The sequence below is a fragment of the Kastovskya adunca genome, from assembly GCF_059505785.1.
Genome location: NZ_JCACLG010000057.1, coordinates 106,673 through 120,711 on the forward strand (window position 1 = coordinate 106,673; position 14,039 = coordinate 120,711).

Below are 14,039 nucleotides of genomic sequence, written 5' to 3' on the forward strand. Positions count from 1 at the left end.
GCCAGTTTGTTCGTGAGTCGTGTCATAGTGCCGGGTGACCGGGTCGCCCCAAAAGTCAGTTTCTTGCTTGGAGTATCCTTGGTGTTCGTTAGACATGGTTTGTTGACCTCTTGTTTAAGTAGTGTGTTTGAGAGGGGAAGTTGGGTGAAGAATTAACCTTGCTTCCCACACTTCACAGTCTGCCAGAGAGGTAAATGTTATGTCAGTCGGTATAAATCTTTAAAAGTTGGTAGTTTGAAAAATTAGCAAAGTCGGAAAAAGTCGGTTAAAGTTGTGGCTTAAGAGTGACGCTAAACCTGACAATTCAATGGATGCTGATCAAGCAATTGGTTTTACCAACTCGTTACTTGTGGATCGAGGGCTGAAAAACCTAGATAACATTGAAAGCACCCTTTTTCGAGAGGTTTGGAAAGGGAGACAAGGCAAAACATATCAGCAGATTGCAGACAGTGAGGCGTATGGGCTAGGAACAATAAAGGACGATGCTTCTGAGTTGTGGCAGCGATTGACAACACTTTTTGAGGAGAGGGTTACAAGAAACACCTTACGGGCAGTAGTAGAGCGATATTCATGTCGCGTCTCAAAAGCAGCATTACCGTCTGGTCAAATTCTAAAAACTGATGTGTCCAGACGTTCCTCCTCAGAGTCAGAAGGAAGAAATCCTGGCTTCGTAGGGCGGGAAAGCGACATCGCACACCTCAACACCCTCGTCAGCCAAGGCACAAAGGTTATCTTGATTTGTGCCAAAGGTGGTGTGGGAAAGACAACCTTGGCTCGAATCTATCTTCAGCAGCAATTTTGCTCATATATAGAGTTCCCCATCGCCAAGGAAACTCAAAACATCACATCAGTAGAAAGCTTAGTTGAGGAACGATTAAAGCAACTGGGTGAGGAACCGGGGAGGGAGTTTGGTGTATCGCTGGATCGGTTGAAGCGGAAGCTTCAGACAGAAAGAATCGGCGTGTTGATTGATAACCTTGAACCCGCCCTGGATAAAAATGGCAAGTTTATTGAACCTCATCGTGGCTATGTAGAGTTGTTGAGAGTTTTAAGCGATCCAACGGTGCAATCAGTCACGTTAGTTACTAGCCGCGAGTGCTTGCGAGAATCTGCTGTCACTGTTCGGCACTATCCCTTAGAGGGTTTAGATGTGGCAGCATGGCAGGCGTTTTTTTACAGTCGCAACATTCAAACCTCTTCTCCCTCCTTAAAAAGGGACGCTGGGGAGATTCTCCCCACAGGTGAGGTTGATTCTCCCGCCTTACATGAGATGCACAAAGCATATGGCGGCAATGCTAAAGCAATGGATATCCTCAGCAGTGCAATCCTTCAGGATTATGAAGGCGATTTAGAAGCATATTGGCAAGTAAATCAGGGAGATTTGTTAATTGAAAGAGACTTAGAAGATTTAGTTGCAACTCAGTTTAGCCGTCTGCAACAACTTGACTCTGATTCCTATAAACTCCTGTGCAGAATGGGATGCTATCGCTATCAAGATGTGCCTACTGTACCTGAAGGAGGGCTTTTTTGTTTGCTTTGGGATGTTCCGGAAGCAAAACATCGGCGGGTTATTAAGTCATTGAAAGATCGCTCTTTAGTTGAGTTTGGTAATGGTGAATACTGGCTGCATCCAGTAATTCGGGCAGAGGCGATAAGTCGGCTCAGGGCAAGTGAAGACTGGGAGACAGCAAACCGGAAAGCCGCAGAGTTTTGGACAGAGAGTGTTAAGGTTGTTGAAGTTGTAGAAGATGCAATGAGAGCATTGGAAGCTTACTACCACTACATAGAAATCAATGCTTATAAACAAGCATGTAACGTAATCATAAAAAAGAGAAAAACCCCAGAGAAAAAGAATGAGTTTCTTGGCAATTCCTTTTATAGATTAGGTTTATTACAATTAATGATATTTGTAATAGACAAAATAATAATATTTAGTTCTGGTCATGAATTCAGTCGAGTATACAATATTTTAGGTGATTTATATTGGCTTACAGGCTGTTTACATAAAGCCATTAAATATCATGAAAAATCGAGAGAAATGGCTATCGAATCTAAAGATAAAGAGCTTGAAATAATTTCCTTCTTCAACATAGGTCTTTGCCAAATAGATCTTGGAGAGATCCAAGAGGCAATAAATTTGTTTGAAAAAGTTACTTTTCTTGCTGAAACTAACGAATGTCACAGATGCGCAGTGTCTGCTTGGTATTGTCTAGCTTTCTTAAATTCCCAGTTAGGTCATGAACAGAAAGCATTAAGATTAGCCAATAAAGTTGAGCAAGAATTATCTCTAATAACGAGACAGTGGAGTGCGTGGAGTTCAGGATATAGCCTATTATTTTTAGGAGCAACTTATAAAAATTTAAAAAACAAAGAAAAGAGCTACAATCTGTATTGTCAAGCAATTTCATTTTCTGAAAGAGCAAACTATCCTCAAGTGAAAGCCAAAGCTTTAATCGGGTTAGCCGAGCTTTATAGAGAAGAAAATTTTGAAACAGCACTCTCTCATCATTCTGAAGCAATAAAATTGTTGGATAAGATTGGCGCTAAATGCGATATAGCTGAAGCTTACTATCAGCTAGGATTAACTTATCAAAAAATTGGTGAAGATCATAAGAGTCAGGAAAATTTTAAAAAGGCAATTCGACTCTTCAGCGAAATGGAAGCACCAAAGCAAGTTGAAAAGGTGCAACAGGCAATGAAAGCTGGAGACTAAAAATAGTATCAGGTTTTGCTACTTGTGTATGAGCCAGTAAGTGAGGTGATCGCGCAATGGACAAGGTAGCCCAATATCGACAGTATATTCAGACGTTACTGAGTCGTTATGCCCAAGCAGATGTTTCGGGCGATCGCTTGACGATAATTTTTGGCGTGGTTATTCAGTTTCCTGGCGATGAGCGATCGCTAAAAATCCCACTCTTCAAACAGTTCGGCAACAGACATGGAAAAACCTGGCACGACTTCTTCACCATCTAGCGCATCTTGAGAACGAAGGAAGCGATCAGGTTCGGGCGAATGGTAGATCAGAACATATTTTTCATCGGGATGAATGACCCAGATTAAGCGAGTGTCGTTCTCAAAGTACTCCACAATCTTTTGGTGGATTTCCTCAACTGTGTTGCTGGGTGAAAGAATTTCAACCGCCAGATCAGGAGAACCTTGAAAGAAACCACGGGGCGGACGCTTTAAGCCCTTGAGCCGTTCTTTAGAAACGAAGGATACGTCGGGCGATCGCTTATTCCCATTCTCTAAGGTAAATGCTGTACTGGAATCGCAAACTGTTCCCAACTTATGTTGCCGAACATATATTGCCAGAAGACCCCCCAGCAATGAGCCAATTTCACCATGCTCCATCCCTGAGTTGCCCATATCCACAAGCTCCCCATTCACCAACTCATAGCGATGCCCATCTTTGGACAATGCCATAAATTCCTCATCTGTCCAGACCTTTTTCTCAGTGGAGATTGTCATAACCCAAGCGTCCTGAGATGTTCCCGAATCCTTGCTTCTAGTGTGGCACGTTAGACGACTAGCTCTCGAGCGATCGCCTCAATGGTACTGACATCATCCTATATATGGTTTTCTGGCGGGTTTATGTCCGGACAGGGAAGCGGCGCAGCAGGTGAAAGAAGCGATCGCGATTGAGTTGGATATACCTTACGAAACGGTAAAAACTTACGCAAAACTGGCACGAAGAGCTTTGCCCTCTGGGTAACTAACGGCTCTATCTAGACGATAAATCAGTTGGGTTATATAAAAAACAGTTTCTACCTTAAGGACGACGAATCGCTTAATAGGCAGCTCTAGCCTTTTATTAAAGACACGGGTTGCTTATAAACCTGAATTGAAGATTTAACAGCTTCTTTAAATAAGCAAGAGTATTTTCGTTAAGACCGTTTGTATTAACGAGCTATAACTTTATGTCGTAAAACTCAATACAAATCTTAAAAAACTAGATAAGCAAGCCTAAGAATCAAATGTTATTTCGAGATCGAACAGACGCTGGTCAACAGTTAGCCCAGAAGCTTAACGCTTACGCTAACAGTCCGGACGTGCTGGTACTGGGATTGCCACGCGGCGGGGTGCCTGTGGCGTTTGAAGTTGCCAAAGCACTTAAGGCACCACTCGATGTTTTTTTAGTGCGTAAGCTGGGCGTACCTCGTCATGAAGAGTTAGCAATGGGGGCGATCGCCTCTGGTGGTGTTCGCGTTCTCAACGAAGATGTCGTCAAACCACTGCGGTTATCTGAGGAGAAGATTAATCGAGTCGCTGCTAAAGAGCAGGAAGAGTTAGAGCGGCGGGAAAAGGCTTACCGAGACGATCTTCCCCCACTGGATGTATGCGATCGCACAGTCATTATTGTCGATGACGGCTTGGCGACGGGTGCCACGATGCGCGTTGCTGCCCTTGCTTTACGACAACAACAGCCCAAAAAACTAATTGCGGCGGTGCCAGTCTCAGCACCTAAAACCTGCAATTTGCTCCGAGCGGAGGTAGATGAAATGCTCTGTGCTACCACTCCGCAGCCATTCCACGCTGTCGGTCTTTGGTACGACAACTTCTCGCAAACCACTGACGAAGAAGTTCGTGACCTATTAAAACGTGCCTCCTACGAACAATCTGTTGCTTCCAGCAATTAGCAAAGGACTATACCGCAGCAATCTATAAGAAGAGGGTTAAGGAAATGCCAGATGCAACACTGACCAAATTAACGAATCAAGTGCGTGAAGCCGCGCATCAGCTCACCGGGGCAGCTTCAGACTACGACCCCTTGATGGAGCTAATTGGTGATGCTCGTTTTGTACTCATCGGTGAGGCTTCCCACGGAACCCATGAATTTTATCAACAGCGGGCTGAAATCACGAAGCGATTGATTCAAGAGAAGGGCTTTACAGCAGTAGCGGTTGAAGCCGACTGGCCGGATGCTTACCGCGTTAACCGCTATGTACGCGGCGCGAGTGATGATGCCAGTAGCATTGAAGCACTGGCTAACTTCCAACGTTTCCCGACCTGGATGTGGCGGAATACAGATGTGGTCGATTTTGTCAATTGGTTGCGCGAATACAATGACGCCCTGCCTCAATCTTCTAAAGTCGGCTTTTACGGTCTGGATCTCTATAGCCTACATAACTCGATCGAGGAGGTGCTGCGGTATCTTGACAAGATTGACCCAGAAGCAGCACAACGGGCACGCTACCGTTACTCCTGTTTTGATCATTTTGGCGAGGATAGCCGATCCTACGGGTACGCGGCTAGCTTTGGACTGAATGAATCTTGCGAGAAAGAAGTTGTCAACCAACTTGTAGAACTGCAACGCGGTGCGACTGAGTACGCCCAGCGCGATGGTCGCCTGCCAGAGGATGAGTATTTCTACGCTGAGCAGAATGCACGGTTAGTAAAGAACGCGGAGGAATATTACCGCTCGATGTTCCGGGGTCGGGTTTCTTCGTGGAATTTGCGCGATCGCTACATGGCTGAAACCCTCAACCAACTTGTTGAGCATTTTGAGCAGCAGGGACAGCCGATGAAGGTCGTGGTTTGGGAGCACAACTCGCACCTAGGAGATGCCCGCGCCACAGAGATGGGGGATGCTGGGGAACTCAATGTCGGTCAGTTGGTGCGTCAGCGCTATGATCGCGATGCGGTTTTGGTCGGCTTTAGCACCTATACGGGTACTGTCACGGCTGCCTCAGATTGGGGCGCACCCGCTGAACGCAAGCGCGTCCGTCCGGCACTCCCAGGTAGTTACGAGTACTTGTTCCACGAGACGGGGTTGCCGCGCTTTATGCTGAACCTGCGGCAAGATAGTCCAGCCGTAGAAAAGTTGCGTCACCCGTTATTGGAACGCGCCATCGGTGTTATTTATCTCCCGCAATCGGAGCGTGCTAGCCATTACTTTTCGGCACGGCTACCCGATCAGTTTGACGCCATACTTCATATTGATGAAACCCAAGCACTCGAACCTTTAGAGCGCACTTTCCAATGGGATAGGGGCGACGCACCGGAAACTTTTCCTTTCCAGGTGTAAGGTGCAAAAATTTGCCATGTCTGCATAAGGCTAGGGCTATACAAGTCAGTAGGGGGGCAATGTCTCCCGACAATTTCTTTTTTTAAGGGTAGTGGAAAGCTCCTTTGAGCTGAATTTTAGTAGGGGCGATCGCTCTTTTCATGAGGTTGGCGATCGCATCTTTCGTTCCGCCAAGTAACAAGCGCCATGTCCAGAGTACCGAAAAATTACGCCCGCTTCCGTTGAACAACGGCGGTTACAATGCCGATGCCGAATACTCCGAGTAACGCAAAGCCTAAAAGTAACTGACTACCCTCAAAGATTCCAGCACCAGCCGCTACCCAAAGTGGCTTGGCAATAAGGATGCTGACAACTAGCGCTAGTAAGTAGCTTCGCCAGGGGGTTTTGGTCAGCCCGACAGCATAAGCGGCGAAATCAAATAATCCTGTCATTAAAAAGCCTGTCATCAGGAAAAAGTTGCCTTCCAAGTGTCGTTGACCGAGGCGATCGACCTTGTCCATAAATTGCTGACCGACAAACCGCTCTACTAAGCCGCGTCCATAGCGACGAGCGATATAGAAGTTGAATGTACAGGAGATTAGATCGGCTAGCGCAACTATCAGCAATCCTTGAGTAAAGCCAAACAGACCTCCTGCCAAAATCGCGTAAGCGGTTCCCGGAAGTACTGGCACAATGATGCTGGTAAAGCGCAGTCCAAACAGGATCGCAGGTGCCCAGATGCCAAAGCGATCGACTTGTTCTCGCACTTGCTCAATGCCAATTTTGTTGAGTAGCCAGATAGCTAGAGCAATGAGAACTGCAATCAGAACCCATCGAAGAATTTTCAGCCCGTTGTATTTCATGGGGTTTAACTACTGGAAACCTATCTGGTATGGTGGCATGAAATAGATGGGACTGCGATGGAGCGATCGCGCAAGTTTGTTTGAGGATGCGATCGCGTAGCGTAGTGGAGGCGCTCTCGTTAGGGTACCGAAGATGATCGCTCTGAGTTGGGCTGCCAATCCCACTCCTAGTTGAGAATTATCATATAGACTAGAACAAACACACTAGCCGTTTCGCTGTTTGCCCGAATCGATTTATGTCCATAAACTTGTACCGTTCAAGCATTACCCGACTCACAAAGGAAAAAGCCAATTTAGAGCAGGAGCTTGCACGCGAACGTAATAAAATCGCACAGATTCAAAACTATATATCTTCAATCAGGCGAAGTATTACAAGCAGTACGAGCATTAGCACTCAACAGTCTAAGCAACGGCAACTCGACTCTAAGCAGAAAGATTTAGCTCAATGCCAAAAGAAATTGGCGGATTTAGAGACTAAAATTTCCACGAAAATGGCTGATATAAACCGCAACTTGCAAAGGTTAGAGCAATCTGAAAAGCAAGAGCAGAAGAAGCAAGATGCTGACGCTAAACGTCGTCGAGATGAGGAACTGCGTCATGCAAAAACAGTTACTCGTGAAACAGAGAGACAAGCACAACTCCAGAATCAACTTAAAGATAGTCGTTTAATTATCGACTTAGCCCGATTGCCTGAAACAATTAAAGTTCTCTTTTTAGCGTCAAACCCTATCGACCAAAACCAACTCCGGCTAGATGAAGAAATACGTGCGATTACAGAGAAAATTCGAGCGTCAGAACACAGGGATTCGGTTCAACTCGTATCTAGATGGGCAGTACGTCCTTCTGATATTCTCCAAGTATTAAACGAACTGAAACCTCACATTGTCCACTTCAGTGGACACGGTTCAAGTAGTAATGAACTTGTTTTTCAAACTAATGATGGCAGCACTAAGTTAGTAAGTAAGGAAGCGATAGTCACGACCATGAGTAGCGTCACTGATAACATTCGCATGGTAGTGTTTAACGCTTGCTTTTCTCACGCTCAAGCAGAAGCAGTTATACAACACGTAGACATAGCTATCGGCATGAATCATGCAATTAGCGATAATGCTGCGCGAGTATTTGCTGCCCAGTTATACTCTGCGATTGGATTTGGACGTTCTATCAAGCAAGCTTTTGATCAGGGTGTAGCCGCTTTACTTTTGGAAGGAATTCCTGAAGAAAATACACCAGTACTCTTTACACAGGATGGTTTAGCTTCAGAGAGTATTATCCTGGTTCGTCCGCCTAGCCTAATTATTGACGATTATCTATACTGAATCAGCGCAGCCTCACGCCTCACTGTAGCAGACGGCTCGGAACCCTTTGTGTTTCGTTCGAGGTTAATTGCCGCCACTCAACTTTACCTTTATGCCTTATCAAATGCCATAGCACCGCTCCTCGCCGAAGGTTGGGTTGACGTCAGAAAACCCAACATCCACATTCAATAATATTTAATTTCTCTTATCCTCAGCCTCTCCTAATGAAAAGAGCGAGCAACCTAAATTAGGAGTGAAGCATGGGGGTTGCATAGTTACAGAATGACTTAGTAGTTCAACACTCCAAATTTCGTTTCAAATCATTACGTCAATGTGCAACGCAGAAGCATGAGTTGGCTCTGGTGCGTGTTCACCAGCCTATTGTAATGAATGATAGGAGCGATCGCACCAATAAATGTAGAGGCTGAACGGCGCGATCGCTCAAGCTTGAAATTGGGACAATAACCAGGTACTTACTTTGCCATGATTCATTTGCCGACTACGCCGTAATGCTTCTTCTAACAGCGAAATATCCAAACCTGGAAGTACCTGGGACTGGTAAATTCTGCGACTACCTTGATTCTGGATCTCAAACGCAATCAGTTGAACATTTTGAACATCAATAATCCAATACTCCCGAACTCCAAGTGCTTCGTAGAGTAAACGTTTCTCACCTTTGTCATCTGCCAGGGAAGAGTAGGCAACCTCAATTACTAGATCGGGAGGTGGGTAGCTATCGAGATCGATTATAGTTACTTCCCAAGGAACTGTTTCTGCATTCGCACCCAGATAAAACGAAACATCGGGTTGCGCTTCTGCACAGTCCGTTTTGCGGTAGGTGCAGTTGTCATGACCATCGAAGTCAATGTCTCGAACACCCGCGAACAGAGAAATCGCAGCAATAACAATGAAATGGTCGCGGGAATGAGGATTACCAAGTGCAGACATCTCCAACCTCATGCGTCCGTCATAGTAGTAGCCTCTGGCTTTTTCGGAGCTAGGATCGTTGATTGCCAGAAGGTATTCGTTCCAGGTTGCATTTACCCAGGTATCGGTTGGTAGTTTCGCTTGCAGTTGGCTCATAACAACCATGATTGGCTACCGATTTCTAACATCTTAACGTAGGAGAGATCGCCTCCCGTTATCCCCAGAACAGGGATAACAAGATGACGCAACTACCACTGGATATCCTGGCACAGGATGCGATCGCTGCTTTGACCAAGAACCATGCTCAATGCGATCGCACACTCAGAATGTGGAGGATTAACAGTGCGATCGCTCAAGCTGAAACTGAAACAACAATCCTAGGTCTTAGAGTTAGACAAGTATGGATCAATAGTAAAGCACTACCTTGCAGCAGTTCTTTACTATTGCTCTCCTGCGAGAACTTGTTAGAACAGGAGTGGAACAGGCAATTGAAACCTTGGAGATTAAAATCCAATGATTATGCAAGCTGAAGAGAAAAAGGTTTACACACCTGAAGAATATCTTGAGTTTGAGGTTAACTCAGAAGAACGGCATGAATATATCAATGGTGAAATTGTCCTGATGGCTGGCGGAACCCCTAATCACAATCAAATTACTCTGAACCTCAGTAGTTCGCTGAATTTTGCGTTCAAGCGTCAACCTTATCGAGTGTTCGTCACCGATCAACGACTCTGGATTCCGAGAAAACGCATCTATACCTATCCTGATGTCATGGTAGTTTCAGGTGAATTGCAACTACAAGCAGGACGGCGAGACACTATTACTAATCCCTTGATGATTGCTGAAGTGTTGTCAGAATCTACTAGAAGCTATGACAAAGATGCAAAATTTGCCGCCTATCGAACGATTCCTAGTTTTCAGGAATATCTTCTTATAGATCAATACACGATGCACATTGAGCACTACTTCAAAACTGAGCAAAAACGCTGGGTATTTGCTGAGTATGATGATGTCGATGAAATAGTTTCTCTAAACTCGCTTTCATTCCAAATAACGCTTGCAGATATTTATGACAAGGTTGAGTTTGAGTCAGCAGAAGCAAGCAACAGTTAGAAGGCAGTCAATTCTACAACTCCCTGGATTCTGGATCTCAAATGCGATCGCCAAAAACAAAAACCTCAATAACGATGATGTCATTGAGGTTTTTTAATTGAGTACAACTACCTTAAAAACTATCTGTTTCTGTTCGCGTTCCCGTTGCTCCTGGTTGGAGGAACAAGTTACTCGCAGAATCATTTTGATAGACACAGGTAATCTCCGGCGAACCCTCAAGAGTACCTGTGTAGCCAAAGGTATTCATCCGGTTTTTGCAATCGCGTACCTGCTCTGAGGAGATAAGATTCCGTTGTTCTAGAATTGACCAGTTATTGCGACGGAGAACGCATCCGGGTCGCATAGCTGGCTGAGTCACGTACACATTAAAAGGGTTGAGAGTCAAGTAAACGCGCAAATCCGTCACCATGGCGCTGGCTCCATATTGAACGCAAAGCTCAGGATTGGGCGCACTCCTGTCAATAACTTCACGAGAGGCAACGTTTTCTGGGTTAAACGACGCCGTCGAGCTAAAGGCGATACCAATGCCAATTCCCAGGATAAAAATGCCTCCAATCAGTGCCAGAGAAGTGTAGTTAAATAAGGCGCTTATCGGGTTAGATCGCTTATCGATTGGGGGTTTGGGTTCAGGGGGTCTGGATCTGCGTTTCATCGTTGACGAAGTTTTAGAGGCTTAGGGGAAATGTGATAGTAGCAGTTTCTTTCTTCAGTATGTCTAGAGACACTTCAACTGGGTCAGATTCCTGAAACAATGCCGATCTTCAATCATTATTGAAACAGGAATTTCCTAGATCCTAGCCAATTTAGAGCGATGTTGCATAGCCCAGTTGAATCTGTCGTTTCTTGCCTCCCTAGGCTTGCTTGTAGGAGCTGGGAATCGGCACCCACGAGGACAGTCTTGATTTCAACCCAGAAAATTCAATTTGGCGATCGCTTCTAAAAAGTAAAGGTTAAATTCCCGGCTTACTCCTCCTGACGCTCTTCGTGCTCCTTAAGCAGGGTAGCCACTCGTTTTTGAATTTCTCTGTGGCGTTCCACACCTTCGTAGGCATAGCGATTGTAGCCATTTTCAACGATCGCGCTTTCCAAATTACGGATTCGCTCTTCTGTATTTGGGTGAGTTGAAAGCCACGCAAACACAGGCCCCGTGCGGTCTTCCTCATTCAGCGTTACCATCAGATTTCGCATCCCATCGGCGGAGTAGCCGCTCGAAACGAGAATGCGTGTCCCTAAAGCATCCGCCTGCCGTTCCATATCCCGGTTGTAGTTGAAGACGATGAGATTGGCGGCGGTACCTCCAAGGGGGAAATACTGGGTCACATTGGCAATCAAATTCCCTTGTGTTGCCAGTTGGAAGCCATGAGACAAGACCGCATGGGAGAGTTCGTGTGCCAGCAAACCAGCTAACTCTGCCTCAGATTTCGTCTTCATAATTGCTCCCGCATTGACAAAAATTTTGCCTCCTGGCAGAGCAAAGGCATTGAGGCGATCGTCCGCCACGACATGAAACTCATACTCAAAATCGCTGCGTCCGGCAACAGTCGCCAATTTATTCCCAATCTCCTGGACGTATTCCAGTACCTGTTCGTCTTCTACTAAGGTTAGCTGTCGTTGAGCTTGGTTAGCGATGCTTTCGCCGACAGCAGATTCACCCCGTAGTAGCATAGTCGTGGTTTGCACTGCCGAGATCGGGCCGAACAAATTTCCCGTTACAACATAGCCGAGGACACCTGTAATCGCATTGGCGATCGCGCTTCCTCGTAAGTCAGCACGTAAATGAGACTGATAGCGTTCTAAATTCTGATCGGCGAGTTGAGCAAACTCATCTGCTTGGGGAGAGGTGATGTTAAACAAGGCAAACTGACGTGCCGCTAGAGAGGCTTCCAGCCATTTTTTCTCTTCGCCCAAAGCAACAATCTTGGCTTTCAACAACTCTGGTTCATAGGGATAGAAATTTGTCGCCTGTTCTAAAACCTCTAGGGAGTCTTCTTCCCGCCCATACTTTTTCAACGCTTGAGCATAGCGCAAATGACCAGGGATAAATTCTGGATACTGCTCGACTAACAACTGCAGAGGTACCAAAACTTTCGTTTGTAGATTTTGCTCTAACCCGGCTGTTGACTGACGCCAGTACACACTTCCGGCGGGGGAAAGCTGGCTAGGCTCGTAAATTGGCTCAGGACGCTGAGTTGCTGCGGCTTCTGTCTCAAAGGGGGTCTTTGCTTCCCGATACAGCTTTTGGGCGGCGGCAGTTTGCCCATTTATATAGAGTCTGTCTGCCTCGATCAGCTTTTCTTGGCGGGCAATTTCTTCTGGCGAGAGGGCAGGTTCTTCTTCCGTAGCGGTGGCTGCGTCTTCTTCCGTGTCTATGATCTCTTCTTCAACTTCCACCTCTTCAGCATTGGTTACTGCCTCAGATGCCGCCTCTGCTTCTACTGCTTCAGTTGCCCCTGTCACCTCCGGTACGTCGTCTTCGACAGGGGTGACATCAGGAATCACAATTGTTTCGACGGGGGTGGAGATGCTTTCCTCACGAGTTGGGAGCGGCTCAGAAATGACAATCACATCCATAGGCGATCGCGATTCCATTGTTTCGGCTACAACAGCCGTGGTAGTAGGCAGCAGGACACTGACAGAGAGCAACAGCGAATTCCTGAGAAGTTTCATCGGGGATTTTAAGGATTTTTCAATCAGTTTAATTACTGTTTAGCAAAAGTTGGTGGTTTTTAGCATTAGAGCATGGCACTTGCTCATCAGCATCCACACCTATATTCAACGCGATCGCGATCGCCATTACTTTAGCTGAGGTAAACACTCCTCCTGCCGAAACTCAAGTAGTTCACTCGCTTGCAACTAATACTTCACAATTGAAAAGAGGTATTGTACCGATTCTCTAAATGCTTGCTACAGATACTTTTCTTGCTCCCCTTTTTTAAAGAGGGTTGAGGGGGATCTATGTATTGCCCCCTAAAAGGGAAATGGCACTATACCGAGTACAATCGGTTCAGACCAGAGTCAATCTATTTATTTAGTCTACTCAGATTAGACCTCTTGCAAAAATGTACCAGACCCCTCCCCAACCCTCCCCTTAGTAAGGGGAGGGGGCAAGATTTCAAGTCTCCCCCTTTAGTAAGGAGGGATTAAGGGGGGTCTATTCGACTTATGCAAGAGGTCTATTTTTTATTCCCCACAATTTACCAGTAATCAATTGAATGACTGCTATTAGAAAGTGGAAACCGCTCCACTCACAACTCGTTTTTGATAATCAATGGTGTCAGGTTAGGCAAGATACGGTTGAATTACCAAACGGTAAAATCATTGATGACTATTTCGTCCATATTCGACCCGATATTGCCCTTGTGCTAGCCGTCACAACAAATCAAGAGATTGTCTTCGTTCGTCAGTATCGTCATGGAGTTGGCAAAATCTTACTTGAGCTTCCGGGTGGTAGTTTCGATCCTCAAGTAGAAGATCATCTAACAGCGGCTGCCAGAGAGCTAGAAGAAGAAACCTGCTATGTGGCACAGCAGCTAACTGAACTAGCAATTTTGTATGATAATCCAGTTAAAGATACCAACAAAATTCATCTTATTCTTGCTAGTAATGCTCAACCCACAGGTAAGCAACAATTAGATATCACTGAAGCGGTTGAGATTGAATTGATTCCGATTCAGGATGTTATCGGAAAGATTGCATCGGGGGAAATTTGTGTTTCCGGTACGATCGCTGCTTTGTTTTTAGGTTTAGATCACTTGGCTAAACGTTCCCCTAGTTGAATTATTTTATACAGGATTACTCAAGAGCGTACATAGAGGTTGAAGTTGAGACGCATCC

At 45.6% G+C, this 14,039-nt stretch carries 14 protein-coding genes; 8 read left to right on the forward strand and 6 right to left on the reverse strand.

The genetic code is table 11. From position 1 onward, the window contains the following. Positions 1-307 precede the first annotated feature (307 nt). Together AC5JR3_RS22065 and AC5JR3_RS22070 are read left to right on the forward strand one after the other, a co-directional pair. Complete coding sequence (locus AC5JR3_RS22065; protein WP_495848703.1) at positions 308-2,713, forward strand: tetratricopeptide repeat protein; 2,406 nt, start codon at positions 308-310, stop codon at positions 2,711-2,713. 56 nt (positions 2,714-2,769) lie between these two features. Further along, positions 2,770-2,973 (forward strand): hypothetical protein, encoded by a 204-nt coding sequence (locus AC5JR3_RS22070; RefSeq protein ID WP_495848704.1) that lies wholly within the window; start codon positions 2,770-2,772, stop codon positions 2,971-2,973. Here AC5JR3_RS22070 and AC5JR3_RS22075 read toward each other — a convergent pair. Next, the gene (locus tag AC5JR3_RS22075) at positions 2,902-3,468 is read right to left on the reverse strand and encodes a Uma2 family endonuclease (protein ID WP_495848705.1); all 567 of its coding nucleotides are present in this window, start codon (positions 3,466-3,468) and stop codon (positions 2,902-2,904) included. The two genes, AC5JR3_RS22070 and AC5JR3_RS22075, sit on opposite strands and share 72 nt — an antisense overlap. 506 nt (positions 3,469-3,974) lie before the next feature. Between AC5JR3_RS22075 and AC5JR3_RS22080 the strand changes: the two genes are divergently transcribed. Together AC5JR3_RS22080 and AC5JR3_RS22085 are read left to right on the forward strand one after the other, a co-directional pair. Beyond that, positions 3,975-4,637 (forward strand): phosphoribosyltransferase, encoded by a 663-nt coding sequence (locus AC5JR3_RS22080; RefSeq protein ID WP_495848706.1) that lies wholly within the window; start codon positions 3,975-3,977, stop codon positions 4,635-4,637. Positions 4,638-4,681: 44 nt separating this feature from the next. Next, the gene (locus tag AC5JR3_RS22085; RefSeq protein WP_495848707.1) at positions 4,682-6,025 is read left to right on the forward strand and encodes an erythromycin esterase family protein; all 1,344 of its coding nucleotides are present in this window, start codon (positions 4,682-4,684) and stop codon (positions 6,023-6,025) included. Positions 6,026-6,231: 206 nt separating this feature from the next. On the opposite strand, the gene AC5JR3_RS22090 is transcribed toward AC5JR3_RS22085, so the two are convergent. Further along, a complete protein-coding gene (locus AC5JR3_RS22090) occupies positions 6,232-6,867 on the reverse strand; it encodes a TVP38/TMEM64 family protein (protein WP_495848708.1) in 636 nt (211 codons plus the stop codon). A gap of 9 nt (positions 6,868-6,876) precedes the next feature. Continuing rightward, on the reverse strand, positions 6,877-7,026 hold the full coding sequence (locus AC5JR3_RS22095; RefSeq protein ID WP_495848709.1) for a hypothetical protein: 150 nt from the start codon (positions 7,024-7,026) through the stop codon (positions 6,877-6,879). 77 nt (positions 7,027-7,103) lie between these two features. On the opposite strand from AC5JR3_RS22095, the gene AC5JR3_RS22100 reads away from it, so the two are divergent. Further along, positions 7,104-8,186: a CHAT domain-containing protein gene (locus AC5JR3_RS22100; protein WP_495848710.1), complete on the forward strand. Its 1,083-nt coding sequence runs from the start codon at positions 7,104-7,106 to the stop codon at positions 8,184-8,186. A gap of 420 nt (positions 8,187-8,606) precedes the next feature. Here the strand turns inward: AC5JR3_RS22100 and AC5JR3_RS22105 are convergent, their stop codons facing one another. After that, on the reverse strand, positions 8,607-9,248 hold the full coding sequence (locus AC5JR3_RS22105; protein WP_495848730.1) for a Uma2 family endonuclease: 642 nt from the start codon (positions 9,246-9,248) through the stop codon (positions 8,607-8,609). Between the two features lie 83 nt (positions 9,249-9,331). Between AC5JR3_RS22105 and AC5JR3_RS22110 the strand changes: the two genes are divergently transcribed. Both AC5JR3_RS22110 and AC5JR3_RS22115 read left to right on the forward strand, forming a co-directional pair. After that, a complete protein-coding gene (locus AC5JR3_RS22110) occupies positions 9,332-9,622 on the forward strand; it encodes a hypothetical protein (protein ID WP_495848711.1) in 291 nt (96 codons plus the stop codon). Further along, positions 9,606-10,205 carry a Uma2 family endonuclease gene (locus AC5JR3_RS22115; RefSeq protein ID WP_495848712.1) on the forward strand — a complete coding sequence of 200 codons (600 nt, stop codon included), beginning with the start codon at positions 9,606-9,608 and terminating at the stop codon, positions 10,203-10,205. The genes AC5JR3_RS22110 and AC5JR3_RS22115 overlap by 17 nt, the downstream gene beginning before the upstream one ends. 112 nt (positions 10,206-10,317) lie before the next feature. On the opposite strand, the gene AC5JR3_RS22120 is transcribed toward AC5JR3_RS22115, so the two are convergent. Both AC5JR3_RS22120 and AC5JR3_RS22125 read right to left on the reverse strand, forming a co-directional pair. Next, on the reverse strand, positions 10,318-10,857 hold the full coding sequence (locus AC5JR3_RS22120; RefSeq protein ID WP_495848713.1) for a DUF3172 domain-containing protein: 540 nt from the start codon (positions 10,855-10,857) through the stop codon (positions 10,318-10,320). A 311-nt stretch (positions 10,858-11,168) separates the two neighbouring features. Next, entirely contained in the window at positions 11,169-12,872 is a 1,704-nt protein-coding gene (locus AC5JR3_RS22125; protein ID WP_495848714.1) for a M48 family metallopeptidase, read from the reverse strand. A gap of 545 nt (positions 12,873-13,417) precedes the next feature. On the opposite strand from AC5JR3_RS22125, the gene AC5JR3_RS22130 reads away from it, so the two are divergent. After that, positions 13,418-13,981, forward strand: a complete 564-nt coding sequence (locus AC5JR3_RS22130; protein WP_495848715.1) for an NUDIX hydrolase — start codon at positions 13,418-13,420, stop codon at positions 13,979-13,981. Positions 13,982-14,039: the final 58 nt, after the last annotated feature.